Below are 25,486 nucleotides of genomic sequence, written 5' to 3'. Positions count from 1 at the left end.
TCCCTCGATAGCGACGCTAATTCAGCGCGTTTTTCTCCAGCCAGCAAGCCAGACAACCACACCGGCAGCCATAATCCAGGCTGGCATCATTTCCCAGTCCGGACGATTGATCAACAGCAACGTGCCGCTTATCAGCAGCGTCGCGCCAATTCCGAAGAGATAGCGGGACTGCCCCTGACGCACGCGACTGGATTGAAGCTCGTGCGCGATTTTATCCATGCTGTGCTGAAGGTTCTTGCTCTGACGCAAACTGTCGTAAACCAGTTCAGGAATTTCAGGCATTTTTTCAATCCAGAACGGGCCTTTCTCTTTAAGCGAGCGAACCAGGGCTGGAATACCGACCTGATCCTTAATCCAGGATTCGAGGAACGGTTTCGCGGTTTTCCACAAGTCTAACTGAGGATAGAGCTGGCGGCCTACGCCCTCAACGTAAAGTAATGTTTTCTGGAGTAAAACTAATTGCGGCTGCACTTCCATATTGAAACGGCGTGCGGTATTGAACAGGTTGAGCAGGACGTGCCCGAAAGAGATCTCCGAGAGCGGCTTTTCAAAAATCGGCTCACAGACGGTGCGGATCGCAAATTCAAACTCTTCCACGTTGGTATCTGGCGGAACCCAGCCTGAATCCACGTGCAGCTCGGCCACCTTACGGTAGTCGCGATTGAAGAAAGCGATAAAGTTCTCGGCGAGATAACGCTTATCCTCTTTATTCAGCGAGCCGACAATACCGCAGTCGATGCCAATGTATTTCGGATCTTCCGGGTGCTCATAGCTGACGAAAATGTTGCCTGGATGCATGTCTGCATGGAAGAAGCTGTCGCGGAAAACCTGAGTAAAGAAGACCTGCACGCCACGTTCGGCCAGCAGCTTCATGTTCGTACCCTGTTTTTCCAGCGCCGCCACGTCCGAGACCGGAATACCGTAGATACGTTCCATCACCATCATGTTCTGACTGCAATAGTCAGAATAGACTTCAGGAACATACAGCATCGGGCTGTCTTCAAAGTTTCGACGCAGCTGAATGGCGTTCGCCGATTCACGCAGCAGGTTAAGCTCATCAATCAGCGTTTTTTCGTATTCCCGAACCACTTCCAGCGGACGCAGACGGCGGCCATCCGGCAACAGACGCGGCACCCAGCGAGCCAGGCGATAAATCAGCTTCATGTCTGCTTTGATAACCGGCAGGATATCCGGACGAATCACTTTGATGACCACCTCTTTGCCATTTTCCTTCAGGCGCGCGGTGTGAACCTGCGCAATAGAGGCAGAGGCCAGAGGCTGAATATCGAAATCGTCAAACCAGGTCTCGATGGGGATATTGCCCATCGCTTCTTCGATTTGTTTCTTCGCTCTCTCTCCGTCAAACGGAGCGACGCGGTCCTGCAAAAGCGCGAGCTGATCGGCAATCTGTGGTGGGAAAAGGTCGCGACGTGTTGAGAGCATCTGTCCAAACTTGATCCAGACCGGTCCCAGCTCCTGTAGCGCAAGACGCAGGCGTGCGCCCAGTTCCTGATCCTTATGGCGATTCGGCATCCAGAACAGCGTGCGACGCCAAAGCCGAAGCGGCAGGGTGATACGCATTCTGGGGATAAGCTCGTCGAGCCCGTAGCTCAAAAAGGTGCGAACGATAAAATAGAGGCGCCGAATTTCACCAGGCGTCATTTGCCCTCCAGTTTTTCCAGCCGTTTGGTTAACGCATCAACTGCGCGCTCAACTGCCGCGGTCTCTTCTGCAAACCAGGCGACTTCTAAAGGCCCCGGCGCCATACGCCACTCTTCGGTCAGCACCTCGGCAGCATAGCGCTGTTGACGGAGCAGACCTTTACGCAGGAAAGCGGAACCCGTGCGCAGCGTTTTGCTTATACCTTCAGCCGCGATGTCACCGATATAGGGCGCCAGCAGTTCCGCCGGGTCGAATTCAGCCTGATCGCTGAGTGCAACGAAGTTCTGTACCACCTGAATATCGCCCTCGACCTCCAGCTCACCGCTGCGAATAAGCGCCGTCATCTGCTGACGGTCACGCAGTTTTGGCAATACGCTCATGTGCGTAATCACCGAGCAGTCCGCCTCGCCTTCCCACTCCCCCAGAACGTCAAGCTGGCGTTCGCTGAAGACCAGCACAAGCGGCGTCGAGAACTCCTTTAAAACGATGCGCAGCACCTTTCCGTTAAGCCGCTGACGTGCGGTTTTCAGCGCCGGTGCGCGATACAGAAAGGCATTCAGTACATTCTCGATGCCTGCGGTGACTAAGGGTTTAATGGGCACGGGAATCCTCCACTCAGAACTTGTAACCACGATGCAGCGCGACGACACCCGCCGTCATATTGAAGTATTCCACGTTTTCAAACTCCGCATCCTGCATCATCGCTTTCAGCGTGTCCTGATCCGGGTGCATTCGGATGGATTCGGCCAGATAACGGTAACTTTCTGCATCGTTTGCCACCAGCTCGCCGATGCGCGGCAGAACGTGGAAGGAATAGGCATCGTAAGCTTTGCTCAGCGGGTCGATAATCGGTTTAGAAAACTCGAGAACCAGCAGTCGGCCGCCCGGCTTCAGCACGCGGTACATGGAGCGCAGCGCTTTATCTTTATCGGTCACGTTACGCAGACCGAAAGAGATGGTGATGCAGTCGAACGTATTATCCGGGAACGGCAGCGCTTCGGCGTTGGCCTGAACATATTCAACGTTGCCTACCACACCGATATTACGCAGCTTTTCGCGTCCCATTTTCAGCATGGAGTCGTTGATATCCGCCAGCACCACGCGGCCGGTTTCGCCAACCAGACGGGAGAATTTAGCGGTCAGATCCCCTGTGCCTCCGGCTAAATCCAGCACCGTTTGTCCACGGCGCACGCCGCTGCAATCAATAGTGAAGCGCTTCCACAAGCGATGAATGCCGAATGACATCAAATCATTCATCACATCGTACTTCGCCGCCACGGAATGAAATACGTGGGCCACCATGTCAGCTTTCTGCGCTTTGGCGACAGTCTGAAAGCCAAAGTGCGTTGTGTCTTGTGAATCGTCAACCATCTCAGAGCCTGCTAATCAGTCAAATGTTCGTGAAGTGTAACAGATTGGGCGCATTTGCCCTACGTTTCAACCACCGTGAAAGAAACGCGCCGGCTGTGCTTCGGGGGATAAACTTGCCGCTAAACCATTGTCTTCATTGCGGCTATTTTGCTCACCGTCGCCTTCACGCAGACGAAACTCTTCGTCCTGAGCCGTAGCCTGCTCCACCAGTTCCGGATTAATCTCGCGTTTAACTTCCACCCCCAGGCTGCGAAACGCCTCCGCCTGCGCCAGCAAATTGCCGCGCCCGGAGGAGAGTTTTTTCATCGCCTGGCGGTAGTTATCCTGCGCGCGATCGAGGCTTTGCCCCACCGAGGACATATCGTCCACAAACAGCCGCATTTTGTCGTACAGCTTGCTGGCGCGATCGGCAATCTGCTGCGCGTTACGGCTTTGGTGCTCATAGCGCCACAGGTTGGCAATGGTACGTAACGCCACCAGCAGCGTGGTGGGGCTGACCAGCATAATGTTATTTTTCAGCGCTTCGGTGATAAGCTCAGGCTGTCTGTCGAGCGCCAGCAGGAAGGCTGGCTCAACCGGAATGAACATCAGCACATAATCCAGCGATCGCAGCCCCGGCAACTGCTGATAATCTTTTCTGCCCAGCAGACGGATATGGTTACGCACGGAGGCGATGTGCTCCTGCAACGCTGTTTCGCGGGTGTAGTCATCTTCCGCGTTGAAGTAGCGCTCATAGGCCACCAGCGTCATTTTGGCGTCGATAACCACATCTTTGCCCTGCGGCAGACGAACAATGACATCCGGCTGCATCCGCGAGCGCGCATCGTTCTCAATGCTGACCTGCGTTTCGTATTCGTATCCTTCGCGCAGACCAGAGGCCTCCAGCACGCGCGTCATGACCACTTCGCCCCAGTTTCCCTGCGCTTTGTTATCACCTTTCAGTGCGCGCGTCAGGTTAACCGCCTCCTGCGCCATCTGCGCATTCAGCTGCTGGAGATTACGAATTTCATGCGCCAGCGTGTGGCGCTCGCGGGCCTCCTGACCAAAGCTGTCCTGTACCTGACGGCGAAAGCCGTCCAGCTGTTCACGCAGGGGCGTCAGCAGGCTGTTCAGGCTCTGGCGGTTCTGCTCATCCACGCGGCGATTGCTGTGCTCGAAAATGCGGTTCGCGAGGTTCTCAAACTGCTCGCTAAGACGCTGCTCGCTGTTGATCATCTGACGGATTTTGTCTTCGGCGTGCAGTTGGGTGGATTCAAGGCGGGTGGTCACTTCCCGGAGATCGGCCTCCAGCGAGGTGTTGATATCACGCAGATTGCGCAGTTCGTTATTGAGCAGTTCGCACTCGTCGCGCCAGTGGTCACTCAGCGCAAGCTGTTGTTTCGTCGCGCTGAGTTCAGCGACGATCTCCTCGCGCTCTGCCAGCTGTTCGGCTTTCTGCTGCGCATGCTGGTAGCCGGAAATGAGCCAGCCAATCCCCACGCTCACCAGCGCAACTACCGCATAAACCAGGATTGAGATATCCACAATGCCCCCTGCATCCACGTCTAACCCGCACAAAATAGAATTGTGCTGTATGAACGTCCAGTTTGAAAGGGTTTTCCTGCGAGGCGTTACGCAAAAAGAAAAGGCCGAGTATGTCGGCCTTTTAGCACTGAAGAGAGAATTAGATCAGGCGGCGCGCCGCTTCAACCACGATTTTCACCGCATGGCTTTCAGTCTGCTTCATGGTTTCAGCGTTCGGGATCTCCTGCTGAGTCCGGTTGACGATTACGCCCGCCACCATACCGGCACGCAGACCCTGGCTTGCGCACATGGTCAGCAGCGTTGCAGATTCCATTTCGTAGTTCATGACGCCCATCGACTGCCACTCTTCCATGGAGCCTTTGAAACGACTCACCACGCGACCAGAGAAGGTGTCATAACGCTCCTGGCCCGGGTAGAAGGTGTCGGAAGAGGCAGTTACGCCCACGTGGGTGGTGGCGCCCACGGACTTCGCGGCTTCAACCAGCGCGGTGGTGCATTCGAAATCGGCCACTGCCGGGAATTCCATCGGTGCAAAGTGCAGGCTTGCCCCGTCCAGACGCACGGATGCGGTGGTAACCAGCACGTCGCCTACGTTGATGTGCGGCTGAATGGCGCCGGTGGTGCCGATACGCAGGAAAGTACGAATGCCCAGCTGCGCCAGCTCTTCAACGGCGATAGAGGTAGACGGGCCACCAATACCGGTAGAGCACACGATCACCGCTTTACCGTCCAGCTCTGCGCGCCAGGTGGTGAATTCGCGATGGGCTGCCAGCTTAACCGGCTTATCCATCAGCGCGGCGATCTTTTCCACACGCTCAGGATCGCCGGGGACGATAGCAAGCGTAGCCCCTTGTAAATCGTTTTTAGTGAGGCCGAGATGAAAAACATCAGACTTAGACATAGGTGACTCCTCTGTGGGTCGGTTTGTCAGAAGAAGTAAAACGGTACTTTACAGAAGCAATGCGCATCATTTCGTGACACACCTCACCATGAATGAAAATGATTGCAGTTAATTTCCATAAAATAGTGATTCACATCACATTAACAAGTTATATCGCCGGGTGCTGCACAAAAGATAGACGCTATAAGGCACTGTGGGTTGTTAACCTGGTGTCTATATTTATCTTTGCGCTAATCCATTCATTGGTACGGAGAATGCCATGACTGAAAAAACCGGTTTTGCACCTGCTGCGGCCCCGCACGCTTCAACCATCGTCTCAACCCCTGAAGAAGCCATTACCGCAGGCGAGACCTCCATTCCCTCCCAGGGGGAGAACATGCCAGCGTACCACGCGCGGCCAAAATCTGCCGATGGCCCGCTGCCCATCGTGATCGTGGTGCAGGAAATATTTGGCGTTCATGAACATATTCGCGACCTCTGCCGCCGTCTGGCGCTGGAAGGTTACCTGGCCGTTGCGCCGGAACTCTACTTCCGTCAGGGCGATCCGAATGATTACAGCGACATCCCGACGCTGTTCAGCAACCTGGTCAGCAAAGTCCCGGACGCGCAGGTGCTGGCCGATCTCGACCACGTTGCCAGCTGGGCGGCGCGCAACGGTGGCGACCCGCACCGTCTGATGGTGACCGGCTTCTGCTGGGGCGGACGCATTAGCTGGCTGTATGCCGCGCACAATCCGCAGCTGAAAGCCGCTGTGGCCTGGTACGGTAAACTGGTGGGTGAAAAGACCCTGAACTCGCCGAAGCATCCGGTTGATATCGCCACCGATCTCAATGCCCCGGTGTTAGGGCTGTATGGCGGCCAGGATACCGGCATTCCGCTTGATACCGTCGAGACCATGCGCCACGCGCTGCGGGCGGCAAACGCGACGGCGGAGATCGTGGTGTACCCGGATGCGGGACACGCGTTTAATGCCGATTATCGTCCGAGCTATCACGCAGAATCCGCGAAAGATGGCTGGCAGAGAATGCTGGCGTGGTTTCGTCAGTATGGCGGGAAGAAAGCGTAATACAAAAAGCCCGGTGGCGGCTGCGCCTTACCGGGCCTACAGGTAGGCCGGGTAAGCGATAGCGCCACCCGGCAATCCAGCACGACTACGCCTGACGCAAATTCTGCGCCGCCTGCACCATGTTCGCCAGCGCCGCGCGGGTTTCAGGCCAGCCGCGGGTTTTCAGGCCGCAGTCCGGGTTTACCCACAGACGTTCCGCCGGGATGCGCTGGGCCGCTTTTTTCAGTAGCGCTTCAATCCACTCCACGCTCGGCACGTTAGGAGAGTGAATGTCGTACACGCCCGGCCCGATTTCGTTCGGGTAGTCAAACTCTTCGAACGACTCCAGCAGCTCCATGTCTGAACGCGAGGTCTCGATGGTGATCACATCGGCGTCGAGCGCGGCAATCGAGTCCATGATGTCGTTAAATTCGCAGTAACACATGTGGGTGTGGATCTGCGTGTCGTCCTTCGCGACGGCCGCGTTGAGGCGGAACGCCTCCACGCCCCACGTCAGATAAGCATCCCAGTCGCTGCGACGCAGCGGCAGGCCTTCACGCAGCGCCGGTTCGTCGATCTGAATAATGCCAATCCCCGCCGCTTCCAGATCCGCCACTTCATCACGCAGCGCCAGGGCGATCTGTTTGGCGATGGTTTCCCGGGAGACATCTTCACGCGGAAACGACCAGCAGAGAATGGTCACCGGCCCCGTCAGCATGCCTTTTACCGGTTTGTCGGTCAGAGACTGGGCATACTTCGCCCACTCCACGGTGATCGCTTCCGGGCGGCTGACGTCGCCGATCACCACCGGCGGCTTCACGCAGCGGGAGCCGTAGCTTTGCACCCAGCCGTTCTGGGTAAAGACGAAGCCGTCCAGGTGTTCACCGAAGTATTCCACCATATCGTTACGCTCGGCCTCGCCGTGCACCAGCACGTCCAGACCCAGACGTTCCTGCTCGACGATCGCCTGTTTGATGTGCTCCGCAATGCCGGTGCGGTAGTGATTCGCATCCAGATTGCCCTTTTTGAAGTCCAGACGCAGGCCGCGGATCTCGGTAGTCTGCGGGAAGGAGCCGATGGTTGTGGTCGGCCACGCGGGCAGGTTAAAGCGCGCACGCTGGGCTTCGGCGCGCACTTCATACGGGCTCTGGCGCTGGCTGTCCCGGGCAGTGATGGCCGCCAGACGTTTTTCCACTGCCGGGTTATGCACGCGCGTCGAGTGACGGCGCGCCTGGATCGGAGCACTCCAGTCGGTAATCGCTGCCGTGTCGCCGCTGTTCAACGCGTCGCGCAGCAGAGCCAGCTCCTCACATTTTTGCAGGGCGAAGGCAAACCAGCTTTTCACCTCAGGGTCGAGTCGGGTCTCCACGCTCAGGTCGATCGGGCTGTGCAGCAGGGAACAGGAAGAGGCTACCCACAATTCACGTTTACCGACAATGTCCTTGATTTGTGCATATTTCCCGGTGAGATCGGCACGCCAGACGTTACGACCATTCACCAGACCGGCAGAGAGCAGCCACTCCGCAGGCAGACGCTTGTGCAACTCTGCCACATCGTCTTTGCCGTGAACGAGGTCAACGTGCAGACCCTGAACCGGCAGCGCGGTAATGGTGTCGAGGTTCGGCGTTACGCCCTCGAAATAGGTGGTCAGCAGCAGCTTCACCTGGCCCGTGAGCGCGTCATACGCCGGTTTGAAGGCATCCAGCCACGCCTGCGGCAGCTCAAGCACCAGCGCCGGTTCATCGATTTGCACCCACTGAATACCGCGCTTACCCAGTTCAATCAGCACCTGCTTATAAACCGGCAGAATATCATTCAGCAGGCTGAGGCGGTCGAACTGCTCACCTTTCACTTTGCCCAGCCACAGGTAGGTGACCGGCCCCAGCAGCACGGGTTTCACCTGGTGACCCAGCGCCAGCGCTTCGTCCACTTCATCCAGAAGCTGGGTCCAGGTCAGTTTGAACTGCTGGCCCTTAACGAACTCCGGCACCATATAGTGATAGTTGGTGTTAAACCACTTGGTCATTTCCGCCGCTGCCGCTGGCTCACCCGTTGGCGCGCGGCCACGGCCGATGCGGAACAGGGTATCGATATCCACCGATCCATCGTTGTTCTGATGACGAGCCGGCACGTTGCCAAGCAGCAGGCTGGTGGTCAGAACATGGTCGTACCAGGCGAAATCGCCCACCGGCAGCAGGTCTACGCCCGCCTGTTTTTGCTGCTCCCAGTGACGCGCGCGCAGCTCGCGTCCCACGGCCAGCAGTTCTTCGCGGGTGGCGTTACCCGCCCAGTAGCTTTCTTGCGCTTTTTTCAGCTCGCGACGCAGGCCAACGCGAGGGAAACCGAGAGTGTGAGTGCGGATTGTCATGGCATACCCCTTGTAGAAATTCGTTATTTAGACGTCCAGATGTTTACACTTCTATAATTGGCAGGTACTGTATATTCCTCAAGCGCAAAATGTTCATGGCGAAGTGAAGGACTTTCATGATCGAGATAAAACACCTGAAAACGCTACAAGCGTTGCGGAACTGCGGTTCTCTTGCGGCGGCAGCGGCCACGCTGCACCAGACTCAGTCTGCCCTTTCTCACCAGTTCAGCGATCTGGAACAACGCCTCGGCTTTCGTCTTTTTGTGCGTAAGAGCCAGCCTTTGCGCTTTACGCCGCAGGGCGAAATTTTGCTTCAGCTGGCGAACCAGGTGCTGCCGCAGATTGCCAGCGCGTTGCAGTCCTGCAACGAGCCGCAGCAGACCACCCTGCGCATCGCCATTGAGTGTCACAGCTGTATTCAGTGGCTGACCCCCGCGCTTGAGAACTTCCGCCAGAAGTGGCCGCAGGTGGAGATGGACTTCAAATCCGGCGTCACGTTTGATCCGCAGCCGTCGCTTCAGCAGGGTGAGCTGGATCTGGTGATGACCTCAGATATTTTGCCGCGCAGCGGTCTGCACTATTCGCCAATGTTTGATTTTGAGGTGCGTCTGGTGCTGGCCCCGGACCATCCGCTGGCCGCCAAAACGCGCATCACGCCGGAAGATCTGGCAACGGAGACGCTGCTGATTTACCCGGTACAGCGCAGTCGTCTGGATATCTGGCGCCATTTCCTGCAACCCGCGGGCATCAGCCCACAGCTGAAAAGCGTGGATAACACGCTGCTGTTAATTCAGATGGTGGCGGCCAGAATGGGGATTGCGGCGCTGCCGCACTGGGTGGTCGAGACGGTTGAACGCCAGGGTCTGGTGGTCACCAAAACCCTGGGGGAAGGACTGTGGAGCCGGCTGTACGCCGCCGTGCGCGACGGCGAGCAGCGTCAGCCGATTACGGAAGCGTTTATTCGCTCAGCGCGGAACCACGCGTGCGACCATCTTCCGTTTGTGCGGAGCGCGGAGCGACCCAGCGGCGATGGACCCACAGTGAAGCCAGGATCACCGCTCCCCCAATAAGGAAGCTTGGCCAGTGCGGCTGCTCCTGCCAGATGGCGAGGTTCACCAGTAGCCCCGCCGGTACGTGCACGTTGTTCATGATCCCCAGCGTTCCGGCGTCTACCTGCGTAGCGCCGTAGTTCCACATAAAGTAGCCCAGCCCCGACGCCACCACGCCCAGCCAGACCAGAACGCTCCACTGCACGGAGGTGGTCGGCAGCTTTTGCGAGTTGCCGAGCATAAACCATGCCGCTACCGCGACAATCGCCGCGCCCATATAGAACCACGCAAACGCGTTATGCTGCGGCATCGGGCGGGTCTCCATCAGGCGTTTATAACCCACCATCCCGATGGCGAAGCTGATATTGGCCAGCTGGACGAACATCAGCCCGGTCCAGAAGTGATCGCTTACCTTGTCATAGCGAATAATCGCCGCGCCAATGACTGCCAGCGCAGCGCTCAGCAGATATCCCCAGCGCAGGCGGCGTCTGCTGAGCAAGTCATAAATCAGCGTGATGTAGAGCGGCGTCAGCACGGTGAAGAGCAGAAATTCCGAGACGGACAGGTAAACGTAGGCCCGGAAGCTGAACAGGTACATGATGCCGAGCTGCATCGCGCCTACCAGCATGTACAGCAGAATGGTTTTTAGCGACTGCCCGCGGGTACGCAGGAACGGCAGGAACACCAGCGCCGCCAGCCCCACGCGCATCAGCACTGAGAAGTAGCTGTCGACCGATCCGGCAAGGTATTCGCCAATCAGACTAAAGGAGAAGGCCCACAGGATAGTGGTGATAATGAGTAGCGCCACAATGCTTGTCTCTCAGAAAGAAGGAGAGGCATTGTAGCGAACTCTTTAGTTGACATCTGAACAATAAACAATCAATTGAAGATTATTCAAGGAACAGTTTACGCAGATACTTAGGCACGGCGTTATCGCCGTTGGTGCCGATCACTTCCAGCTCCGGGTGCAGATCTTTCAGGCGCTGATGCGCGTTCTGCATGATGCAGCCTTTACCCGCCATGGAGAGCATCTCGGCATCGTTCATGCCATCGCCAAAGGCGATACAGTCTTTCAGATCAAAACCCAGCCGTTTCGCTACCGCTTCCAGCGCGTGACCTTTGGACACCCCGCCCGCCATCACTTCCAGACAGGTCAGCGTGGAGAAGCTGACGTTAACGCGGTCGCCCCAGCGGGCATTGATCGCCTGCTCCAGCGGCAGTAATTCCTCATGATTTACACAGGTGAAGAACACCTTACTGATCCCTTCCGGCTCCAGCAGACCCGGCTCGTACAGTGAGTACTGGAATACGGCTTCCTTGAAGAAGCGCATCTCTTCCGGGCGGTGGCGGTTCATAAACCACTCGTCGTCGCGGTAAACGTTAGTGACGATATCCGGGTTGTTATGCACGATGCCGAACAAATCGGTGGCGATGTCGCGATCGAGATTGTGGGTAAAAATCAGGTTGCCGTCCGTGTCATGTACGCGCGCACCGTTGGAGGTGATCATGTACGACTTGATCTCCAGGTTATCGCGGATCTGCCCCACGTCCACGTGGTGGCGGCCAGTGGCGAACACAAAGTTCACGCCACGGGCAGTCAGGAGTTTTAAGGTCTCTTTCGCATAAGGCGACAGGGTGTGGTCAGGGGAAAGCAGCGTGCCATCTAAATCAGATGCAACAACCTGGTACATAGGGATTTCAACCTCTGGTGGAAAACAATAATCAGTTATGCCTGTTGAAAAATTCAACAATGGCGTTGAGCGCGACTGAGCGCATAGCGTCCTTTTCAAAAAGGATCTCATGGTACGCACCGTTGATGACCAGCGGTTTACCCCCTTCACAGGGATGGCCCGCAGCGGCGCGAAGTTCACAATAGCGGTCATGCATGCGGTTATCCACCACACGCTCTTCTTCCGCCTGGATCAGGAGCGTCGGCGTGTCATCATCGCCTACGCCCGCCAGCACCTGCTCACCGGCATGAATACCTTCCCGTACCCAGTGCCAGGTGGGGCCGCCGACCCGCAGACGCGGTTCATCGGCATAAAAGCGCAGGTTGCGGCGATAACGCTGCCGACTGTGGGTTAACACGTTGATGGCAAACGGCAATGCCCGCCAGCGTCCTGTTCCGATGGCATAGCCTTCTCGAATGCGCTGATGGCCCTCAGCCCAGTCGAGAAGATGGCGCACCATCCAGTCAGGAAAACGTATCACAATGCCGTACATCGGCGCGGTCAGCGCAATGGCATCGCACTGGTGTTTATGGCGCTGCAAAAACAACGTCGAGATCGCGCCCCCCATGGAGTGGGCAAGAATATAACGCTTGCGCCACGGTCCGGGCTGCACTTCCTGCTGCCAGAACGCGGCCAGATCGTCGACGTAATCGCTGAAGTTATCCACGTGGCCGCGATGGGTATCCGGCAACATCCGGCCGGAAAGCCCCTGCCCGCGATGGTCGATAATTAACACATCAAAGCCCAGATGGAACAGGTCATACGCCAGCTCGGCATATTTGATATAGCTTTCGATGCGCCCGGGGCAGACCACAATCACCCGGTCATTTTTTTCATCACGGAAACGAACGAAGCGTACCGGGATTTCCCCGACGCCCATAAACTCATCTTCCTCACGCTGGCGCCAGAAATCGGTCAGCGGCCCCATGGAGAAAGCAGCAAATGCGTTTTCTCGTGTTTCCCAGTCCTTTTTCTGCTGAAACATTGGGTTTCCACCCCCCGTAATTCAGGGAATATCGTTTTTTTCGTCACCGGTCACAAAATGACTCAACAATAGCGTATTGTGGCATAAAAACAGACGATCCGGGAGTTTCAAATGACCTTCGAGTGGTGGTTCGCTTACCTGCTGACATCCATCATCCTCAGCCTTTCACCTGGCTCGGGCGCAATCAACACCATGACCACCTCCATTAATCACGGCTATCGCGGCGCGGCGGCGTCAATCGCCGGTTTACAGACCGGGCTTGGCATTCATATTGTGCTGGTGGGGATTGGTCTGGGCACGCTGTTCTCCCGTTCGGTGCTGGCCTTCGAGGTGCTGAAATGGGCTGGCGCAGCGTATCTTATCTGGCTGGGTATTCAGCAGTGGCGCGCCGCAGGCTCGATTGATCTGCATACGCTCTCCCGGACGCAAACGCGCGGGCACCTGTTTAAGCGTGCGGTGTTTGTGAACCTGACGAACCCGAAAAGCATCGTGTTCCTCGCCGCCCTGTTCCCGCAGTTTATCGTGCCCCATCAGCCACAGGTGATGCAGTACGTGGTGCTGGGCGCGACCACCATTATTGTCGATATCATTGTGATGATTGGTTACGCGACGCTGGCGCAGCGAATTGCGGCGTGGATCAAAGGGCCTAAGCAGATGAAGGCCCTGAACAAAGTCTTTGGTTCGCTGTTTATGCTGGTTGGCGCGCTGCTTGCGTCAGCGCGTCATGCTTAGCGAGAAATGATGAGATGAATGCCGAAGCCGGCGAACAGCGCGCCGGCAAAGCCGTCGATCCATTTCGCGATGCGCTGGTAGCCGCGACGCATCGCCGGTAAGGCAAACAGGCTTGCCACAACGGTAAACCAGGCGAACGTCTCAACAACGATCAGCAGGAAGATCCCCCAGCGCGCGCCCGCGCCGACGTTATCCCCCACAAACAGCGAGAACACCGAGCCGAAGTAGATAATCGCTTTCGGGTTCGCCAGGTTGGTCAGCAGCCCTTTCACAAAGCTACGGCCGCCCGTTGCCAGCTCGACCTTTGGCTCTTCCGGCTTTTTCTCTTCTTTCTTCAGCGCCCCGCGCAGCATCTGGTAGCCCATCCAGCACAGGTACAGACCGCCGCCAACCATGATGATGTTATGCAGCCACGCCATTTTCGCCAGGATCAGGTTCAGACCGAGCAGCGCAACCGCCGCCCAGACCATGACGCCCATGGTAATACCGAGCACACCCATCATCGCCTCTTTGCGGGAGCGGCTGACGGCCGTTTGCGACACGAAGAAAAAGTCAGGGCCAGGGCTCATCAGCGCAACGATGTGCACTAACGCCACGGTGAGAAATAGCATTAACATAATTAGCTCGCGGGGAAATAATACAGTGAGTCACCATCCTGGCACTTTTTCGCCCGGCTGACTACTCCTCATCATCACCATCAACGTGGGAACGGATGAGCGCCATAAACTCTTTACCGAAGCGCTCCAGCTTACGCGTGCCGACGCCGTTGACGCTGAGCATCTCACTGGCGCTGAGCGGCATTTGCTCGGCCATCTCGATCAGCGTCGCGTCGTTGAACACCACGTATGGCGGGATGTTCTCTTCATCGGCAATGGCTTTACGCAGCTTACGCAGCTTGGCGAACAGCTTGCGATCGTAGTTACCGCCGTAGGATTTTTGCATCACGCGCGGCTTCAGGGCGACGACGCGCGGAACGGCGAGCTTCAGTTCAACCTCGCCACGCAGGACCGGTCGCGCCGCTTCGGTCAGCTGAAGCGCAGAGTGCTGGGCAATATTTTGCGTGGCAAAGCCGAGATGGATCAGCTGGCGGATGATACTCACCCAGTGCTCATGACTCTGGTCTTTCCCGATGCCGTAAACCGGCAGCTTGTCGTGACCCATATCGCGGATACGCTGGTTGTTAGCCCCGCGCAGCACTTCAACGACGTAGCCCATCCCAAAGCGCTGGTTCACGCGTCCGATAGTCGAGAGCGCTTTGCGCGCGTCCATCAGGCCATCGTACTGCTTCGGCGGGTCGAGGCAGATATCGCAGTTGCCGCACGGCGCCTGACGCCCTTCACCAAAGTAGTTGAGCAGCACCAGACGACGGCAGGTTTGCGCTTCGGCGAAAGCACCCATCGCGTTAAGCTTGTGGCGTTCGATATCCTGCAACTGCCCCTGCGGTTTCTCTTCCAGACAGCGGCGCAGCCACGCCATATCCGCCGGATCGTAAAACAGCATCGCTTCCGCAGGCAGGCCGTCACGCCCGGCGCGGCCGGTTTCCTGATAGTAGGATTCGATATTGCGCGGAATGTCGAAATGCACCACAAAGCGCACGTTGGGCTTGTTGATCCCCATCCCGAACGCCACCGTTGCGACCACGATTTGCAGGTCGTCGCGCTGGAATTTCTCCTGCACGTCGGCGCGGATATGGTTCTCCAGCCCGGCGTGATAGGCCGCGGCGCTAAAGCCACGGTTTTGCAAACGCGCGGCGGTGTCTTCCACCTTCGCACGACTGTTGCAGTAGATGATGCCGGACTTACCGCGCTGCTCCTGCACGTAGCGTAAGAGCTGATCCAGCGGCTTGAACTTCTCCATCAGCATATAGCGGATGTTCGGGCGGTCGAAGCTGCTGACCTGAATATACGGGTCGTTCAGCCCCAGCAGGCGAACGATGTCCTGACGCGTGGTGTCATCCGCCGTGGCGGTAAGCGCCATAAACGGCAGCTCGGGGAAGCGCTGACGAAGCTGGCCAAGCGCGGCATATTCCGGGCGGAAATCGTGCCCCCACTGGGAGATACAGTGCGCTTCATCCACCGCCAGCAGCACCGGATTCCAGTGCGCCAGATGATCGAGGAAGTTGTCCAGCATCAGGCGTTCTGGCGCGATATACAGCAGGTGGATCTGCCCGGTACGACACCCGGCCATCACCTCTTGCTGTTGCTCGCGGGTCTGCGTCGAGTTCAGACAGGCCGCCGCCACGCCGTTGGCAAGCAGCTGGTCGACCTGATCTTTCATCAGGGAAATAAGGGGCGATACCACAACCGTCAGGCCATTAAGCACCAGCGCGGGCACCTGATAGCAGAGCGATTTACCGCCGCCGGTCGGCATGACCACCAGGCAATCGCGGCCTTCCAGCACGGTTTCAATGATGGTTTCCTGGCCAGGACGGAACTGCTGGTAGCCAAAGGTTTCATGCAAAACCTGTTTAGCCAGCGATTCCTGATTCAATACTTCCGCCTGCGCCACGTTAACCCCATATGCCAGAAATGAAACAGGCGCTATTTTCAGCGCCTGAGAGAGAAACTTCAACGTTTAACGCAAAAACATTCGAGCAGCTTAGAAAATATCGTTCAGCATCACGCCCACACCGACACGGGTCTGGTTGAAGTTGTAGTCGATCAGCGATTCGCCATACCCGCTATACACCTGAGTATAGAGACGAACGTGTTTCGTCACCGGGTAGCTCAGGCCCAGCTCTGCGCCGCCATAGCCAGTATTCCAGTTGTACTGGCCTTTAGCGCTCAGCACCGCGTCACCCAGCTGATAGCCCACTTTAAGCTGATAGTAGCCCATGTATTTGGTGATATCCGGGTTGTCATCGGTGCTGCCCACCACGTACCACGGCTTCACTTCCACCATGAAATTGCCGTTCTGCGCCATCAGACGCGTATAGATGCGGTTCCAGCTGCGTGAGGTTGGGTCGGAACGACCGTTGGAATCGTGGTTATAGCCCACCTCCACGTCTCGCAGCGTCCAGCCTGCAAACTCATAATCGGTGGCGAAACCGAGGAACAGCTGCGGTTCATAGTTAGTTTCGCGGAACGGTGAAGATTCCCCGCTGTTGGAGAGCTGCCACCATGACTTCTGCGTGTAAGACGCGCCAAGCACCGAGTTCGGCCCCAGGATGCCGCGCCAGAACGGGAAGGCGAGGCTGAGCTGGAACTTCACCTCATCTTTACGCGCATTATCAGACCAGTTATAGGAGCTTATCGCCTCTTTGTTGAGATCGCTGGTCTGGGTGTAGATCACGTAGTTTGTGTCATACGGGTACAGCGTGAACGGATTGTCATGCTCCTGAAGCATATTGGCGATGATGCTGCCCTTAACGGCAGGTTTATCATGCACCTCTTTGATCGTCGCTTCCTGCGCATATGCTGTGAGGGGCAGCGCAACCGCCGCCAGTAACCAACCCAGATACGTCCGCATCGGTGGTGTTCTCCTGAAATGGTGACATTTAATGAATAGTTTTGTCCGGGCATTCTACAGACTTCTGCGATAACTTCCGCTTCCTCGTTTCTTAAAGTGGCATTCCTTTATCCTGAAGCATAAAATCAACATTTTGTTAACAACAAGGATGCCACGTCAGATGTCAGCCACACTCACCGCCGAAGAAACCTTAAAGCTCGTGGGCGAGATTTTTGTGTACCACATGCCGTTCAACCGTGCACTGGGTCTTGAGCTGGAGCGATACGAAAAAGACTTCGCTCAGCTGAGTTTCAATAATCAGCCAATGATGGTCGGTAACTGGGCGCAAAGCATTTTGCACGGCGGGGTCATTGCCTCCGCGCTGGACGTGGCGGCCGGTCTGGTGTGCGTGGGCAGCACGCTGACGCGCCATGACACCATCAACGAAGATGAGTTACGCCAGCGCCTGTCGCGCATGGGCACCATCGATTTACGCGTCGACTATCTTCGTCCGGGACGCGGAAACCGCTTCACCTGCACCAGCAGCCTGCTGCGCGCCGGGAATAAAGTTGCCGTCGCCCGCGTTGAGCTGCATAACGAGGAGCAGGTTTATATCGCCAGCGCAACCGCCACTTATATGGTGGGTTGAGACGGCAAATTCGGGTAAAATTACTTCACTTTTTTGTAACGGATTTTCCCGATGGATGCTAAACAGACGCGGCAGGGCGTTTTACTCGCCCTTGCCGCTTATTTTATTTGGGGTATCGCACCGGCGTACTTCAAACTTATCGCCTATGTCCCGGCGGACGAGATCCTCACTCACCGCGTCATCTGGTCCTTTTTCTTCATGATTGCGCTGATGAGTATCAGCCGTCAGTGGTCAGGCGTCAAAACGCTGCTGAAAACCCCGAAGAAGGTCTTCCTGCTCGCCCTCTCTGCGGTGCTGATTGGTGGAAACTGGCTGCTGTTTATCTGGGCGGTGAATAATCATCACATGCTCGAAGCCAGCCTGGGCTACTTTATTAACCCGCTGGTCAATATTTTGCTGGGGATGATTTTCCTCGGCGAGCGCTTTCGCCGGATGCAGTGGGTAGCGGTGATTCTGGCCTTCTGCGGCGTGCTGGTACAGCTGTGGACCTTCGGCTCACTGCCGGTTATCGCCCTTGGGCTGGCGTTCAGCTTTGCCTTCTACGGCCTAGTGCGTAAAAAAATTGCCGTGGAAGCGCAGACAGGAATGCTGTTTGAAACCCTGTGGCTGCTGCCTGTCGCCGCGATCTACCTGTTCGGTATTGCCGACAGCGCCACCAGCCACATGGGCAGCAACCCATGGTCGCTGAACCTGATGCTGATGGCCGCGGGCGTGGTCACGACGATCCCCCTGCTGTGCTTCACCGGCGCGGCAACGCGTCTGCGCCTCTCCACGCTGGGCTTCTTCCAGTACATTGGCCCGACGCTGATGTTCCTGCTGGCGGTGGTGTTTTACGGCGAGGTGCCGGGTGCGGATAAGATGGTGACGTTCGCCTTTATCTGGGTGGCGCTGGCGATTTTCGTTGCGGATGCGATTTATACCCAGCGCAGGGTACGCAAAGGGCTGTGATGTTGCCCTCACCCTAACCCTCTCCCACAGGGAGAGGGAATTCGATCGTAGGGCGGGTAAGCGCAGCGCCACCCGCCAGATTTTTACAGCCAGTTCTTCCGCTTAAAGTACAGGTACGGCGCCAGCCCGGCGAGGATCATAAAGATAATCGCCCCCGGGTAGCCAAAGCTCCACTTCAGTTCCGGCATAAACTCAAAGTTCATCCCGTAGCTGGACGCCACCAGCGTCGGCGGCAGGAACACCACGGACACCACCGAGAAGATCTTGATGATGCGGTTCTGCTCGATGTTGATAAAGCCCATCGCCGCCTGCATCAGGAAGTTGACCTTCTGGAACAGGGATTCGTTGTGCGGCAGCAGGGATTCGATATCGCGTAAGATCTCACGCGCCTGCTCCAGCTGACCGCCCGGCAGACGTGCCTTGCGCACCAGGAAGTTCAGCGCGCGCTGGGTATCCATCAGACACAAACGCACCTTCCAGCCGATATCTTCCAGCTCTGCCAGCGTGGACAACGCTTCGTCGTACTCATCGCCCTGATGGCCTTCCATGATCACGCGGCTCAGCTTTTCCAGGTCGCTGTAGATGTTTTCGATTTCATCCGCCAGCTGTTCGATTTTGGTTTCGAACAGATCCAGCAGCAGCTCATAGGCGTTGCCGTCCATCATCGCCTGGCTGCGGGCGCGCATACGGTAGAGACGAAACGCAGGCAGTTCGCGCTCGCGCAGGGTGAACAGGCGGCCATCGCGGATGGTAAACGCCACGGTAGAGTTCCCCGCGTGGTCTTCGGCATCTTCGAAAAAGAAGAAGGAGTGAATGTGCAGGCCGTCTTCGTCTTCAAAAAAACGGGCGGATGCTTCGATGTCTTCCAGTTCCGGGCGTGTCGCCAGGCTTTGCCCCAGTTCAGATTGTACGCGAAGGCGCTCATCGTCGTCCGGCTCGACCAGATCCACCCATACGGCATCAATGAGGGGCTGTGACTCTTCGGCTTCAAGCCGAGTCAGTCGGTTATTTTCGAGTTGAAATGCGCTCAACATGACCGGGACTCCCAATGCAAAAAATATCGGACAGTTCGGTGGGCACACAGAAACAAATTGGGTTTCAGACCATTAAACAGCCTGACTCAGCGCGACGGGAATGATGCAGTCGCTGACAACCACTAAGGCCATCAGCAAGAGGAGATAGCCTTAGGAGTTGTTCCTGGATGACAGGGAATTGAGCCAGTATCTACTGGGTGTGTCCAAGGCGAATGTCCTCTTAGCGTAATCGTGCGCGCATGTTACGCCAGCAATAACTGTGGCGTCAACACGCAACGGAACGCTGAAGGGCATTAATTGACCTTCAACGTATAAGGCTAGCAGATTATTACAAAATAGTGATATTTTTCTGAAAGTTACACACTTTCCAGCTTGGCATAGGCTGCCACCAGCCATTTGATCCCCTGCCCCTGGAACGCTACCTGCAAACGGCTGTGCTCGCCGCTGCCTTCCAGGTTGACGATGGTGCCTTCGCCAAACTTCGAGTGGCGCACGCGCTGGCCCAGCTTGTAACCGGTGTCGGTTTCAGAGATCGGCGAGCCCATACGCTGATGGCTGACCGGACGGCTGATGCTGGCGCGCAGGCGCACCTCTTCCACACACTCTTCCGGCAGTTCGCCGATAAAGCGCGACGGACGGTGATATACCTCTTTCCCGTACAGGCGGCGGGTTTCCGCGTAGGTCAGGGTCAGTTTCTGCATCGCACGGGTCACGCCCACGTAGGCCAGACGACGCTCCTCTTCCAGACGCCCGCCTTCATCCAGCGACATCTGGCTCGGGAACATCCCCTCTTCCATCCCGACGATGAACACCTGCGGGAACTCCAGACCTTTTGCGGAGTGCAGGGTCATCAGCTGAACCGCATCCTGCCAGGTATCCGCCTGCCCTTCCCCCGCTTCCAGCGCGGCGTGAGAGAGGAATGCCTGCAACGGCATCAGGTCTTCGTCTTCTTCGTTGTAGCTGAACTGGCGCGTTGCCGTCACCAGTTCCTCTAAGTTCTCAATACGGGTCTGGCCCTTCTCGCCTTTTTCCTGCTCGTACATGGTGCGCAGGCCGGAATCTTTGATCACCCGGTCGGTCTGGACGTGCAGCGGCATGTCGGCGGTTTCCTGCGCCAGCGCGTCGATTAACTCCAGGAAGCGCTGCAATGCGCTGGCGGCGCGTCCGGCGAGGGCTTTTTCCTGTAACAGCTCGCGGCACGCCTGCCACAGCGTGAGCTGACGATCGCGCGAGGCCTGACGCACCACGTCCAGCGTACGATCGCCGATGCCGCGCGTCGGCGTGTTCACCACGCGCTCAAACGCCGCATCGTCGTTACGGTTGGCAATCAGACGCAGATACGAGAGCGCATCTTTGATCTCCTGACGTTCGAAGAAGCGCATGCCGCCATAAATGCGGTACGGCATGCTCACCTGCAACAGCGCCTCTTCCAGCACGCGCGACTGGGCGTTGCTGCGATAGAGAATGGCACACTGCTCCAGCGCGCCGCCGTTCTCCTGCCAGGTTTTAATGCGGTTCACCACGAAGCGGGCTTCGTCGAGCTCGTTGAAGGCGCAGTAAATCGAAATCGGTTCGCCGTCTACGCCATCGGTCCACAGCTTTTTACCCAGGCGCCCGTTGTTGTTCTCAATCAGGGCGTTGGCCGCGCTCAGAATGTTGCTGGTAGAACGGTAGTTCTGCTCCAGACGGATGGTTTGCGCGCCGGGGAAATCGTTGAGGAAGCGCTGGATGTTCTCCACCTGCGCGCCGCGCCAGCCGTAGATAGACTGATCGTCATCGCCAACGATCATCACTTTGCCGGTATCCCCGGCCAGCAGGCGGATCCAGGCGTACTGGATGTTGTTGGTATCCTGGAATTCGTCCACCAGGATGTTGGTAAAGCGTTCACGGTAGTGTTGCAGGATATGCGGTTTGTTCAGCCACAGCTCGTGGGCGCGCAGCAGCAGCTCGGCGAAATCCACCAGACCGGCGCGATCGCACGCTTCCTGATAGGCCTTGTAGACGTTCTGCCAGGTCTGCTCGACCGGGTTACCGAAGCTCTGAATATGATGCGGACGCAGCCCTTCGTCTTTTTGACCGTTGATGTACCACATCGCCTGACGCGGCGGCCACTGCTTCTCATCGAGATTCATCGCCTTGATCAGGCGTTTCAGCAGGCGCAGCTGATCTTCGCTGTCGAGGATCTGGAAATCCTGCGGCAGGTTAGCGTCCATATGGTGCGCGCGCAGCAGGCGGTGCGCCAGGCCGTGGAAGGTGCCAACCCACATGCCGCCCTGGCTGGTGCCCATCAGCTGTGCGATACGGTGGCGCATCTCCGCCGCCGCCTTGTTGGTGAACGTCACGGCCATAATCGAGTACGGCGAGCAGTTCTCCACGCTCTGTAGCCAGGCGATACGGTGAACCAGCACGCGCGTCTTACCACTGCCCGCTCCAGCCAGTACCAGCAGGTTTGTACGCGAGGCGGCAACCGCGTCACGCTGTTTATCATTAAGGCTGTCGAGCAGGTAAGAAACGTCCATTGGCACCGTCACGTCATGTCGGGCAGGCAAATGTTTCCATTCGCCAAAACCCTGTTAATTTATACAGAACAATTGATGATTATATCAGCGTCGTGAGGGATGCCAACCGTGAAATTTCCACGTGCGGCAGAAGACGGCTATCCGGGGTAGTCATCAGATCGGCATTTTCCGGCTTGATCCAGCAGGCCTGCATGCCGCAGCGGATCGCCCCGGCGACGTCCGTGGTCAGGTCGTCGCCCACGTGCAGGATCTCACCGAGCGGCAAATCCAGTTTTTCCGCTGCCAGATGATACATATCGTTGAACGGCTTCGAGCGTCCGTGCGGGCCCGCGCGCAGCACGAACTGAAAATAGTTCCCCAGACCAAACAGTTCAGGCTGAGCGTTGCCGTTGGTGATGGCCACCAGCGGCCACTTTTCGGCGAGCTTCGCCAGCGTGTCGTGGGTCTCCTGCGGCACGTCGATCCGACTGCGCCATTTGGCGAAGTTTTCCATGGCCGCTTCGGCACCCGTGGCCGCGTCCTGCGCGCTCAGGCCGGCATTGAGCATCGCCTGCTCAACCGCACGGCGGCGCCATTCGGTCACGTCATGGTAAATTTCCGGCTCGGTTTCCCGCAGGGACTGACGCAGCTTCTGGAAGTCTTTGTTCTGCATCGCTTTCAGCGCAGGATGGTAGTTTTGCACAAACGCCAGCGACTCCTGCTCGGTACGCAGGATCACCGGACGATTGTCGTAAAGGGTGTCATCAAGATCAAACGTCAGGGCTGAGATCTGACCAAGTGGGCGGTAAAAACGCATTATTTCCCCCGTTTGGCGCGTGGATGCGCCGCGTCATACACCGAGGCAAGGTGTTGGAAGTCTAAGTGGGTATAGATTTGGGTGGTCGACAGATTCGCATGACCAAGCAGCTCCTGTACGCCGCGCAGGTCGCCGCTTGATTCCAGCATGTGCGTCGCAAAGGAGTGGCGCAGCTTGTGGGGGTGAACGTGGCTGTTCAGCCCCTGCTTAATGCCCCACTCCGCAAAGCGCTTCTGCACGTTACGCGCCGAGATCCGCTTGCCGAGTTTCGACAGGAACAGCGCATCTTCGTCGGCGCCAAACAGCCCGCGAAGGTCCAGCCAGTGCTCAATCCAGGAGACCGCGTTGCGGCCAATCGGCAGGCGGCGCTCTTTGCTGCCTTTGCCCATTACCCACACCTCGCCGGATTCCAGATCGAGGTGCTTTAAGTCGAGGTTCACCAGCTCAGAGAGACGCAGGCCCGCGCCGTACATCACCTCCAGCATCGCGCGGTCGCGCACGGCCAGCGGATCGTTAAGATCGATATCCAGCAGGCGGTTTACGTCGTCGACGTCGATATTTTTCGGCAGATGGCGCGGGGCTTTCGGCGTGGCGATCCCTTTCGCCGGGTTGGCTTTCAGACCGCCCTGACTGACCAGCCAGTCGAAGAAACTGCGCAGGGCAGAGAGCCGGAGCGCCAGGCTCGCCGGGCTGAGATTTTTTTTACGGCTACGCACGACGAACCCGCGTACCGTGGCGGCGTCACATTGTTGCCAGCTTTTCAGGCCGATTTCATCGGCAAGCTGCATGATGGCATCAAGCTGACGCTGATAGTTGAGCAGCGTAATAGGGCTGAGCTGGCGTTCCACACCCAGATAGCGCAGAAAGCGGTTGACGTCAGTGGCGAGCAGTCCGTCCGTCATACGCGCTCAATCCAGCGCTCCAGCAGCTCAGGCAGCATCAGGGCGATCTCCTGCAACAGTTGCGTGCCCTGCCCCTGTTCATAATGATGCGCGTCGCGGCTGGTAAATAACATCACGCCCAGGTCACCATCGCGCCCCATCAGCGACATCGCCACCGAGCCGATAGCTTTGGCTTCCGGCAGCACCACCAGCAGTTCTGGCCCGTTAAGCGGCCCCAGATAGTGGTGCTCATGGCCCAGACGCTGAATGCGCAGCGGTTCGAACGCCTGACGGCTCAGCGCCAGATGGGTAAACCCGGACGGCGCGCCAATGCGCCAGCGGTCAGGGAAGAGACGGATCGTCGCGCCTGCCAGCCCCAGCTCGCGCGCCCAGCGGTGGAAGCGGTTGAGGAAATCTTCGAGACTGTGCGCGGAAGCCAGACGTGCCTGAAGGTGCAGAAGACGGTAGAACAGGCTTTCGTTATTGCTGGCCTGCTCCATCAGCAACGTCATGTTCTCTTCGAGCTGATTGATGTGGTTGCGCGAGCGCGCCATGTGCCATTCAACCAGCGACACGGTCTCGCGAACCGGATGCGGCACGCGCATCCGTTCGACGACGCGTGCATTGCGGATAAAAAACTCAGGATTGTGCAGCAGGTAATCCACAACGGCGCTGTCGTCCAGCTCCGTTACAGGTTCCCGCAGTTCTTCCCCTGGTTGCTTCATAGATGGATAAACCCGTCATAAACATGTGTCGCCGGGCCAGTCATGTACAGTGGATGACCCGCTCCTTTCCAGGCGATATCAAGCCGACCGCCCGGTAATTCCACGCGAACCTCTTCTGCCAGTAACCCCTGTGAGATACCGACGGCCACCGCCGCACAGGCACCGCTTCCGCAGGCCTGGGTTTCGCCCGCGCCGCGCTCGTAAACCCGCAGGCGAATGTGTTCACGCTTCACCACCTGCATGAAACCGATGTTCGCCCGCTCCGGGAAGCGCTCGTGGCTTTCCAGCACCGGGCCGAGCGTTTCAACCGCCGCGGTTTGCACATCATCCACCTGAATCACGCAGTGCGGGTTACCCATCGAGACGACGCCGCACAATACTGTCTGCTCGGCGGCACGCATAATATAGGTCTTTTCCGCTTTGTTGGCGCGAAACGGCACGGCAGAGGGGTCGAAGTTCGGCTCGCCCATGTTCACGCGCACCAGTTCGTCGTCGGTGACGCTGAGCACCATCCGGCCATTGGCGGTGCTGACGCGGATATCGCGCTTGTTGGTCAGCCCTTTCAGCCGAACAAAGCGGGCAAAACAGCGCGCGCCGTTGCCGCACTGGGAAACTTCGCTGCCGTCGGCGTTAAAAATGCGGTAGTGAAAGTCCAGGTCAGGATCGTAAGGCGGCTCCACCACCAGCAGCTGGTCAAACCCCACGCCCACGTGTCGATCCGCCAGACGACGGATCAGTTCCGGGGAGAAAAAGACATTCTGCGTTACCGCGTCGACGACCATAAAGTCGTTGCCAAGGCCATGCATTTTAGAGAACTGCATCATTTGCTCCATTGCGCGGGTACAGAACGTAATTGTCAGAGATTGACCTGAGTCGGGCCGCCGTTATTGCCGCGATCGTTGGTATCCGGCGTAGATGACTCGATACCACTTTGCACCGGTTTTGTCGGCGGTGGTGCGTTTTTATCCTCTGGCGGGAAGTACAGTGGTCCCTTCAGTCCACAGCCGGTCAGGCTAAACAGAGTGACAAGAACGACAAGCGTTCGGAAGACGTTTTTCATGTAGAGGTTGCCCGTAAGTTCAAATCTGTTTCTATCATCGCAGGAGAAGACACAAAAGCA

The 25,486-nt window shown here is 57.4% G+C and carries 25 protein-coding genes; 5 read left to right on the top strand and 20 right to left on the bottom strand.

All coding sequences use genetic code 11. The features are described from left to right. Nucleotides 1-21: 21 nt before the first annotated feature. The 5 genes from ubiB to udp all read right to left on the bottom strand — a co-directional run bounded on the left by ubiB (nt 22) and on the right by udp (nt 5,458). Nucleotides 22-1,662 (bottom strand): ubiquinone biosynthesis regulatory protein kinase UbiB, encoded by a 1,641-nt coding sequence (ubiB, locus tag ACOTW6_RS10040; RefSeq protein WP_017694740.1) that lies wholly within the window; start codon nt 1,660-1,662, stop codon nt 22-24. Then, a complete protein-coding gene (gene ubiJ, locus ACOTW6_RS10035; protein WP_003860788.1) occupies nt 1,659-2,264 on the bottom strand; it encodes a ubiquinone biosynthesis protein UbiJ in 606 nt (201 codons plus the stop codon). The genes ubiB and ubiJ overlap by 4 nt, the downstream gene beginning before the upstream one ends. Before the next feature lie 13 nt (nt 2,265-2,277). Beyond that, nucleotides 2,278-3,033 (bottom strand): bifunctional demethylmenaquinone methyltransferase/2-methoxy-6-polyprenyl-1,4-benzoquinol methylase UbiE, encoded by a 756-nt coding sequence (gene ubiE / locus ACOTW6_RS10030; protein ID WP_003860790.1) that lies wholly within the window; start codon nt 3,031-3,033, stop codon nt 2,278-2,280. A gap of 66 nt (nt 3,034-3,099) precedes the next feature. Beyond that, a complete protein-coding gene (gene rmuC, locus ACOTW6_RS10025) occupies nt 3,100-4,557 on the bottom strand; it encodes a DNA recombination protein RmuC (protein WP_023315189.1) in 1,458 nt (485 codons plus the stop codon). 139 nt (nt 4,558-4,696) lie between these two features. Beyond that, nucleotides 4,697-5,458, bottom strand: coding sequence for a uridine phosphorylase (gene udp, locus ACOTW6_RS10020; protein ID WP_003860792.1), 762 nt, complete (start codon nt 5,456-5,458; stop codon nt 4,697-4,699). Nucleotides 5,459-5,717: 259 nt separating this feature from the next. On the opposite strand from udp, the gene ACOTW6_RS10015 reads away from it, so the two are divergent. Continuing rightward, complete coding sequence (locus ACOTW6_RS10015; RefSeq protein WP_213789121.1) at nt 5,718-6,524, top strand: dienelactone hydrolase family protein; 807 nt, start codon at nt 5,718-5,720, stop codon at nt 6,522-6,524. Between the two features lie 85 nt (nt 6,525-6,609). On the opposite strand, the gene metE is transcribed toward ACOTW6_RS10015, so the two are convergent. Further along, complete coding sequence (metE, locus tag ACOTW6_RS10010; protein WP_213789120.1) at nt 6,610-8,871, bottom strand: 5-methyltetrahydropteroyltriglutamate--homocysteine S-methyltransferase; 2,262 nt, start codon at nt 8,869-8,871, stop codon at nt 6,610-6,612. 116 nt (nt 8,872-8,987) lie between these two features. On the opposite strand from metE, the gene metR reads away from it, so the two are divergent. Further along, complete coding sequence (metR, locus tag ACOTW6_RS10005; RefSeq protein WP_213789119.1) at nt 8,988-9,941, top strand: HTH-type transcriptional regulator MetR; 954 nt, start codon at nt 8,988-8,990, stop codon at nt 9,939-9,941. Here metR and ACOTW6_RS10000 read toward each other — a convergent pair. The 3 genes from ACOTW6_RS10000 to pldB form a co-directional block, all read right to left on the bottom strand. Further along, a complete protein-coding gene (locus tag ACOTW6_RS10000; protein WP_213789118.1) occupies nt 9,829-10,728 on the bottom strand; it encodes a carboxylate/amino acid/amine transporter in 900 nt (299 codons plus the stop codon). The genes metR and ACOTW6_RS10000 overlap by 113 nt on opposite strands. Before the next feature lie 82 nt (nt 10,729-10,810). Further along, the gene (yigL, locus tag ACOTW6_RS09995) at nt 10,811-11,611 is read right to left on the bottom strand and encodes a sugar/pyridoxal phosphate phosphatase YigL (protein ID WP_015570001.1); all 801 of its coding nucleotides are present in this window, start codon (nt 11,609-11,611) and stop codon (nt 10,811-10,813) included. 31 nt (nt 11,612-11,642) lie between these two features. Next, nucleotides 11,643-12,635, bottom strand: a complete 993-nt coding sequence (pldB, locus tag ACOTW6_RS09990; RefSeq protein ID WP_015570002.1) for a lysophospholipase L2 — start codon at nt 12,633-12,635, stop codon at nt 11,643-11,645. A gap of 111 nt (nt 12,636-12,746) precedes the next feature. On the opposite strand from pldB, the gene rhtB reads away from it, so the two are divergent. Then, nucleotides 12,747-13,367, top strand: a complete 621-nt coding sequence (gene rhtB, locus ACOTW6_RS09985) for a homoserine/homoserine lactone efflux protein (RefSeq protein WP_006812363.1) — start codon at nt 12,747-12,749, stop codon at nt 13,365-13,367. Here rhtB and rhtC read toward each other — a convergent pair. The 3 genes from rhtC to pldA form a co-directional block, all read right to left on the bottom strand. Continuing rightward, the gene (rhtC, locus tag ACOTW6_RS09980; protein WP_006179256.1) at nt 13,364-13,984 is read right to left on the bottom strand and encodes a threonine export protein RhtC; all 621 of its coding nucleotides are present in this window, start codon (nt 13,982-13,984) and stop codon (nt 13,364-13,366) included. The two genes, rhtB and rhtC, sit on opposite strands and share 4 nt — an antisense overlap. A gap of 61 nt (nt 13,985-14,045) precedes the next feature. Next, a complete protein-coding gene (gene recQ, locus ACOTW6_RS09975) occupies nt 14,046-15,875 on the bottom strand; it encodes an ATP-dependent DNA helicase RecQ (protein ID WP_213789117.1) in 1,830 nt (609 codons plus the stop codon). Between the two features lie 90 nt (nt 15,876-15,965). Beyond that, a complete protein-coding gene (pldA, locus tag ACOTW6_RS09970) occupies nt 15,966-16,835 on the bottom strand; it encodes a phospholipase A (RefSeq protein WP_003860803.1) in 870 nt (289 codons plus the stop codon). Between the two features lie 160 nt (nt 16,836-16,995). On the opposite strand from pldA, the gene yigI reads away from it, so the two are divergent. Both yigI and rarD read left to right on the top strand, forming a co-directional pair. Next, nucleotides 16,996-17,463 carry an acyl-CoA thioesterase YigI gene (yigI, locus tag ACOTW6_RS09965; protein ID WP_006812366.1) on the top strand — a complete coding sequence of 156 codons (468 nt, stop codon included), beginning with the start codon at nt 16,996-16,998 and terminating at the stop codon, nt 17,461-17,463. A 51-nt stretch (nt 17,464-17,514) separates the two neighbouring features. Then, complete coding sequence (rarD, locus tag ACOTW6_RS09960; RefSeq protein ID WP_017694744.1) at nt 17,515-18,411, top strand: EamA family transporter RarD; 897 nt, start codon at nt 17,515-17,517, stop codon at nt 18,409-18,411. An 83-nt stretch (nt 18,412-18,494) separates the two neighbouring features. Here rarD and corA read toward each other — a convergent pair whose 3' ends face one another. The 8 genes from corA to lptM all read right to left on the bottom strand — a co-directional run bounded on the left by corA (nt 18,495) and on the right by lptM (nt 25,426). Next, nucleotides 18,495-19,445, bottom strand: coding sequence for a magnesium/cobalt transporter CorA (gene corA / locus ACOTW6_RS09955; protein WP_003860807.1), 951 nt, complete (start codon nt 19,443-19,445; stop codon nt 18,495-18,497). A gap of 150 nt (nt 19,446-19,595) precedes the next feature. Continuing rightward, nucleotides 19,596-19,652 carry a YsgD/CorL family protein gene (gene ysgD / locus ACOTW6_RS09950; RefSeq protein WP_212743980.1) on the bottom strand — a complete coding sequence of 19 codons (57 nt, stop codon included), beginning with the start codon at nt 19,650-19,652 and terminating at the stop codon, nt 19,596-19,598. A 149-nt stretch (nt 19,653-19,801) separates the two neighbouring features. Then, complete coding sequence (gene uvrD / locus ACOTW6_RS09945; protein ID WP_017383586.1) at nt 19,802-21,964, bottom strand: DNA helicase II; 2,163 nt, start codon at nt 21,962-21,964, stop codon at nt 19,802-19,804. A gap of 79 nt (nt 21,965-22,043) precedes the next feature. Then, nucleotides 22,044-22,760 carry a 5-amino-6-(5-phospho-D-ribitylamino)uracil phosphatase YigB gene (yigB, locus tag ACOTW6_RS09940; RefSeq protein WP_015570005.1) on the bottom strand — a complete coding sequence of 239 codons (717 nt, stop codon included), beginning with the start codon at nt 22,758-22,760 and terminating at the stop codon, nt 22,044-22,046. Continuing rightward, nucleotides 22,760-23,662, bottom strand: a complete 903-nt coding sequence (gene xerC / locus ACOTW6_RS09935) for a tyrosine recombinase XerC (protein WP_017383588.1) — start codon at nt 23,660-23,662, stop codon at nt 22,760-22,762. The genes yigB and xerC overlap by 1 nt, the downstream gene beginning before the upstream one ends. Then, nucleotides 23,659-24,366 (bottom strand): DUF484 domain-containing protein, encoded by a 708-nt coding sequence (locus ACOTW6_RS09930; protein WP_121478485.1) that lies wholly within the window; start codon nt 24,364-24,366, stop codon nt 23,659-23,661. Before ACOTW6_RS09930 ends, xerC begins: the two co-directional genes overlap by 4 nt. Continuing rightward, a complete protein-coding gene (gene dapF / locus ACOTW6_RS09925; protein ID WP_017383590.1) occupies nt 24,363-25,187 on the bottom strand; it encodes a diaminopimelate epimerase in 825 nt (274 codons plus the stop codon). Before dapF ends, ACOTW6_RS09930 begins: the two co-directional genes overlap by 4 nt. Nucleotides 25,188-25,222: 35 nt before the next feature. After that, entirely contained in the window at nt 25,223-25,426 is a 204-nt protein-coding gene (lptM, locus tag ACOTW6_RS09920) for an LPS translocon maturation chaperone LptM (protein ID WP_003860815.1), read from the bottom strand. Nucleotides 25,427-25,486: the final 60 nt, after the last annotated feature.

The organism is Enterobacter cloacae complex sp. IR5403 (assembly GCF_049238705.1).
GTDB lineage: Bacteria > Pseudomonadota > Gammaproteobacteria > Enterobacterales > Enterobacteriaceae > Enterobacter > Enterobacter hormaechei_C.
Note: the sequence above shows the minus strand (reverse complement) of the source record. Positions and strands in the feature narration are given on the sequence as shown.

What these genes read in the sequence shown, in the direction of transcription:
- rarD (WP_017694744.1), top strand. Translation starts at nt 17,515, where the DNA reads ATGGATGCTAAACAGACGCGGCAGGGCGTTTTACTCGCCCTTGCCGCT.
- dapF (WP_017383590.1), bottom strand. Translation starts at nt 25,187, where the DNA reads ATGCAGTTCTCTAAAATGCATGGCCTTGGCAACGACTTTATGGTCGTC.
- lptM (WP_003860815.1), bottom strand. Translation starts at nt 25,426, where the DNA reads ATGAAAAACGTCTTCCGAACGCTTGTCGTTCTTGTCACTCTGTTTAGC.
- metR (WP_213789119.1), top strand. Translation starts at nt 8,988, where the DNA reads ATGATCGAGATAAAACACCTGAAAACGCTACAAGCGTTGCGGAACTGC.
- ubiE (WP_003860790.1), bottom strand. Translation starts at nt 3,033, where the DNA reads ATGGTTGACGATTCACAAGACACAACGCACTTTGGCTTTCAGACTGTC.
- yigL (WP_015570001.1), bottom strand. Translation starts at nt 11,611, where the DNA reads ATGTACCAGGTTGTTGCATCTGATTTAGATGGCACGCTGCTTTCCCCT.
- rhtC (WP_006179256.1), bottom strand. Translation starts at nt 13,984, where the DNA reads ATGTTAATGCTATTTCTCACCGTGGCGTTAGTGCACATCGTTGCGCTG.
- ubiB (WP_017694740.1), bottom strand. Translation starts at nt 1,662, where the DNA reads ATGACGCCTGGTGAAATTCGGCGCCTCTATTTTATCGTTCGCACCTTT.
- ACOTW6_RS09930 (WP_121478485.1), bottom strand. Translation starts at nt 24,366, where the DNA reads ATGAAGCAACCAGGGGAAGAACTGCGGGAACCTGTAACGGAGCTGGAC.
- yigI (WP_006812366.1), top strand. Translation starts at nt 16,996, where the DNA reads ATGTCAGCCACACTCACCGCCGAAGAAACCTTAAAGCTCGTGGGCGAG.
- metE (WP_213789120.1), bottom strand. Translation starts at nt 8,871, where the DNA reads ATGACAATCCGCACTCACACTCTCGGTTTCCCTCGCGTTGGCCTGCGT.
- udp (WP_003860792.1), bottom strand. Translation starts at nt 5,458, where the DNA reads ATGTCTAAGTCTGATGTTTTTCATCTCGGCCTCACTAAAAACGATTTA.
- uvrD (WP_017383586.1), bottom strand. Translation starts at nt 21,964, where the DNA reads ATGGACGTTTCTTACCTGCTCGACAGCCTTAATGATAAACAGCGTGAC.
- pldB (WP_015570002.1), bottom strand. Translation starts at nt 12,635, where the DNA reads ATGTTTCAGCAGAAAAAGGACTGGGAAACACGAGAAAACGCATTTGCT.
- xerC (WP_017383588.1), bottom strand. Translation starts at nt 23,662, where the DNA reads ATGACGGACGGACTGCTCGCCACTGACGTCAACCGCTTTCTGCGCTAT.
- pldA (WP_003860803.1), bottom strand. Translation starts at nt 16,835, where the DNA reads ATGCGGACGTATCTGGGTTGGTTACTGGCGGCGGTTGCGCTGCCCCTC.
- ACOTW6_RS10015 (WP_213789121.1), top strand. Translation starts at nt 5,718, where the DNA reads ATGACTGAAAAAACCGGTTTTGCACCTGCTGCGGCCCCGCACGCTTCA.
- corA (WP_003860807.1), bottom strand. Translation starts at nt 19,445, where the DNA reads ATGTTGAGCGCATTTCAACTCGAAAATAACCGACTGACTCGGCTTGAA.
- rhtB (WP_006812363.1), top strand. Translation starts at nt 12,747, where the DNA reads ATGACCTTCGAGTGGTGGTTCGCTTACCTGCTGACATCCATCATCCTC.
- yigB (WP_015570005.1), bottom strand. Translation starts at nt 22,760, where the DNA reads ATGCGTTTTTACCGCCCACTTGGTCAGATCTCAGCCCTGACGTTTGAT.